Genomic DNA, 4,113 nt, shown 5'->3' on the forward strand with positions numbered 1-4,113 from the left:
CTTGGCTCAGTAGAGCCATTGAGCAAGAAGCCCCCACTTCAAAATCTGTGATTTAAGTGGTGGGAGCATGTCACTAATTTCTCTTTAGTGTCCATATCTAATTTAAGAATGGTCTGATATAATTTTCTGATGAAAAAGCTTGCAACAAAGACTTAACTGATGTATGATGAGATAGGTTAATTTTTTGACAGTATTTAAGAAATGGAGATAAAGATTATGCTGAAATTTGATGAACAGAAGCAGCTGGACAGCGTCAATGGTGCTCTGGCTCTTCGCAGTCGTATTGAAGAAATTGTTGATGCTATTTGTGCTGAAGGATACAAGAATATCTGCTGGCTTGGCATTGGCGGTACATGGGCTTCTGCTCTGCAGGCTGAAGTGCATATGAAGGAGAAATCTGCTATTGAACTTTTCTCAGAGAATGCAGCTGAGTATGTGACAACAGGCAACAAGCGTGTCGGCAAAGGCACAATTGTGATTCTGTCTTCTGTTACAGGAAGCACGATTGAGATGGTTGAAGGTGTGAAGAAAGCACAGGCTGACGGTGCTAAAGTATTTGGTTTCATTGATAAGGCAGAAGCTGAACTGGCGAAGATGGTAGATTATGTGATTTCCTATCCGGCCAATGAACAGTTGAAGTTCTTCATGGTTGCAGACCGTTTCATGAAGAATGCAGGTGAGTTTGAAGATTACGATGAATATTATGCAGAAATGGATGCACATCTGGCTCAGGGTCTTGTAGATGTAGAGAAGGCTGCAGATGCTTTTGGTGCTGCTTACGCTGAAAAGCACTGCAATGACAAACTGCATTACTTTGTAGGTGCCGGCAATCAGTACGGCTCTACATATTCTTACGCAATGTGTTATTGGGAAGAACAGCATTGGCTGCGTACAAAGTCTATCCACAGTGCAGAATTCTTCCATGGTATGCTGGAAGTTATCGACAAAGATACACCTGTAACTGTATTTGTCGGTGAAGATTCCCAAAGAAGACTCAGCGAAAGAGTTGCAGCATTCCTGCCAAAGGTATGCGCCAACTACACAATTATTGATACAAAAGATTATCCGATCAAGGGTATCAGCGAGAAATACCGTGGTAGCATCAGCCATCTGATCAGCCATGCAGTTACTCAGAGAATCGATGCGCATATCGAGAAGATCAACTGCCACCCAATGGAGATCAGAAGATATTACAGACAGTTTGATTATTAAAATATAGTAACCGTTCAGAGCCAACCTCCAAAATGCTACGCATTTCGTCGGTGTGGCGTATCCGCCAAATAAAATTTCAAAAACAGTTTTAAAAATGCAAACATTTTATACCTGTTTTTTGAAATTTTGCCTGGCTCTGAACAGTTACAAATAGTGATAGAAAAGAAGAAGCATTGTACCTGCAATCACAGAGACAATGCTTCTTCTTTTGTCAAGTAGAAAGGAAAATTTATCAAAAATTAAAGTTATACGGCATTAAATCCAGCATCAAAAGCCCTGGCATTAGACTCGTTGAATTTGGATTTGCCTTTTTTGGCAAACATATGGTTCATAGCTGCAACCGCAGCATCATGAGTAAAATCACCCATCAGTTTGATGATTGCACCGGTCATAACAATGTTGGCACCTTTTGGATTGCCAAGAGAAGTTGCGATCTCTGTGCAGTTAACTTTGACGTAAGTTACGTCCTGTCTTGCACCTTCAGGAATTTCTACAGTATCGCCAATGAGAACAGTACCACCTGGAGCAACTGTTGGAAGAATACATGGATCGTGCGATTTCTGTTGGTACAGCTGAGCATATCGAAAGAACATGGCCAATGAAGGATGAAGGTAAAGTCGATCTTCTCTATCTTGTAGAAGAAGCAACAGAAGATGCACTTTATGAGACAGCTGGTACAATCGCAGAAATCTGTGAAAACAATGGCGCTGTAGGCTCCGTTATCGCAGAAGACAGCAAACAGCAGAGAAACCTTCTTGATATCCGTTCAGCAATTTACGAAGTATACAAACCGGTATTCGTGGATTCTCTGGATACAGCTGTTCCTGTTGCCAATATCGGCGATCTGCTGAAAGAATTTGATGCAATTGCAGAAAAATATGGCACTACAACGCCTCGCTTTGGTCATGTAGCAGATGGAAATTTCCATAACTTTATCCTGATGGTAGATGGAAAAGTACCAGAATGGGCAGATGATATGCGTCGTGATATCTACAAAGCAGCTATCAAATACGGCGGCACAATCACAGCGGAACATGGTACAGGTAAGACAAGAAAACCTTACATGAATCTGCAGTATACACCGCATGTACTTGGTATCATGAAGAGCATCAAGAAAGCCTTTGACCCGAACAACATTCTGAATCCGGGTGTTATCATCGATTTAGATAATTAATGACCATAAATAAGCAGGTTTTGCTATATAACTTCCTCGACCAATGATATTGACCAATCATCATTGAACACTTACACAAAAAGACGATTCGCCGGGAATCGTCTTTTTTGTGTGTAGCAAAACCTGACCTTGTATATCTGTTTGTTCTATATTAAAATAGAAGTATTATTTAAAGTAGAAATACTAAAATGAAATGGAAAGGAAGGTGGCAGAATTGGAGCTGGGGCTTTTTACGAGTGGCTATCAGCGGTATACGTTGGAGCAGGCTTTTGAGGATGCCAGTCGTTTTGGCTATGATTATATAGAATTATGGGGCGGTTATCCGCATGCGTATGTGGAAGATCTGACGGCAAGAGGGGTTGGAGAAATTGACAGACTGATTCAAAAATACCGGATGCCTGTGAAATGTTTTACACCGGAGCACAATGGCTATCCCTTTAATTACATGGCCGGAGACGAATTTCAGTGGGAGCGATCAATGGTGTATTTAGAGAAAGCCATTGAGCTGACAGCGGCCATGGGCGCACCGATGATGCTTTTCTCGGCCGGTCATGCAGGGTATCAGATGACAGGACATGAGATTGAAGAACGGCTTCAGAAAAGTCTGGAACGTCTGACAGCAAAGGCAGAGCAGCAGAAGGTGAAGTTGATTCTGGAACCATTGACGATTTATGAGAGCAATGTTATTACAAGTCTAAATGACCTGGAACGGGCATTGGATAAAGTCCTGTCACCGTATCTGGTGGGCATGTGTGATCTGGCGGTGCCATATACAACAGGTGAACCGGCAGCGGAGTATGTCAGGCGTCTTGGCGGTCGATTCGGGTATCTGCATGTGATTGACAACGATGGCGTCAGTGACAGCCATATTCTGCCGGGGGATGGCAATATGCCCCTTGAAGGAATCCTTCGGGAAATCAGAAGGGCCGGATATGATGGCTGCGCTACCATTGAACTGGTGACAGGGTATCTGAAAGAACCGTCGGTGTATGCGGAGATAGCGATAAAAAGAATTAGGAGTATTTTATGAGAGAAAACAAAATGAAGAAAATAAGAATTGCAGCAGCTGGTGACAACTGCATGGATGTTTACGATAAAGAGAATAAGGCTTTTCCGGGAGGCAATCCTGTGAATGTGGCGGTTTATGTGGCACGTCTTGGCGGTGCGTCTGCCTATATCGGACCGGTGGGGACAGACGTCTACGGCAAGCAGATGATGGATGCCATTCAGGGCAAAGGTGTGGATGTTTCCCGGATGAAGATACTTGAGGGAACAACTGCTGTGACCCACGTGGAGATTGTGGATGGCGACAGAGTGCTTGGTGATTATGAAGAGGGGGTTATGGCCGATTTCAAGCTGGATGCGGAAGATATTGATTTCCTCAGTAGCTATGATATGGTTGTTTCCGGTCTCTGGGGCATGATTGAGAATGATCTGCCGGTTTTGAAGGAAAAAGGGGCAATAGTAGCCTTTGATTTTGCCACAAGACCGGATGATCCGGTATCTGTCAAGGCTATTCCGTATGTAGATTACGGTTTCTTTGCAGATGATGACAAGGATGAAGAAGAATTGAAGAAAATGCTGATCGACCTGCATGCCAAAGGACCGAAGGTGATGGTTGTTACCCGCGGCGAGAAGGGCAGCATGGCTTATGACGGCGAGAAGTTTTATTATGGTGGTATTGTGCCTTGCGAAGTGGTGGATACCATGGGGGCAGGCGACAGCTT

At 43.5% G+C, this 4,113-nt stretch carries 5 protein-coding genes; 4 read left to right on the forward strand and 1 reads right to left on the reverse strand.

From position 1 onward, the window contains the following. Positions 1–216 precede the first annotated feature (216 nt). A complete protein-coding gene (locus WMO25_RS15610) occupies positions 217–1,212 on the forward strand; it encodes an SIS domain-containing protein (protein ID WP_349086095.1) in 996 nt (331 codons plus the stop codon). 245 nt (positions 1,213–1,457) lie between these two features. Here WMO25_RS15610 and WMO25_RS15615 read toward each other — a convergent pair whose 3' ends face one another. Then, complete coding sequence (locus tag WMO25_RS15615; protein WP_349086096.1) at positions 1,458–1,805, reverse strand: 2-oxoacid:ferredoxin oxidoreductase subunit gamma family protein; 348 nt, start codon at positions 1,803–1,805, stop codon at positions 1,458–1,460. A 5-nt stretch (positions 1,806–1,810) separates the two neighbouring features. On the opposite strand from WMO25_RS15615, the gene WMO25_RS15620 reads away from it, so the two are divergent. The 3 genes from WMO25_RS15620 to frlD form a co-directional block, all read left to right on the forward strand. After that, a complete protein-coding gene (locus tag WMO25_RS15620; RefSeq protein ID WP_349086097.1) occupies positions 1,811–2,386 on the forward strand; it encodes an FAD-binding oxidoreductase in 576 nt (191 codons plus the stop codon). 193 nt (positions 2,387–2,579) lie between these two features. Next, positions 2,580–3,416: a fructoselysine 3-epimerase gene (gene frlC / locus WMO25_RS15625; protein ID WP_349086099.1), complete on the forward strand. Its 837-nt coding sequence runs from the start codon at positions 2,580–2,582 to the stop codon at positions 3,414–3,416. Continuing rightward, positions 3,413–4,113 (forward strand): fructoselysine 6-kinase (gene frlD, locus WMO25_RS15630; protein ID WP_349086100.1); only part of this gene is annotated, 701 nt, incomplete at its 3' end. The genes frlC and frlD, both read left to right, overlap by 4 nt.

Origin of the sequence: Coprococcus intestinihominis, from assembly GCF_040096555.1 — a bacterium.
Lineage (GTDB): Bacteria > Bacillota > Clostridia > Lachnospirales > Lachnospiraceae > Coprococcus_A > Coprococcus_A intestinihominis.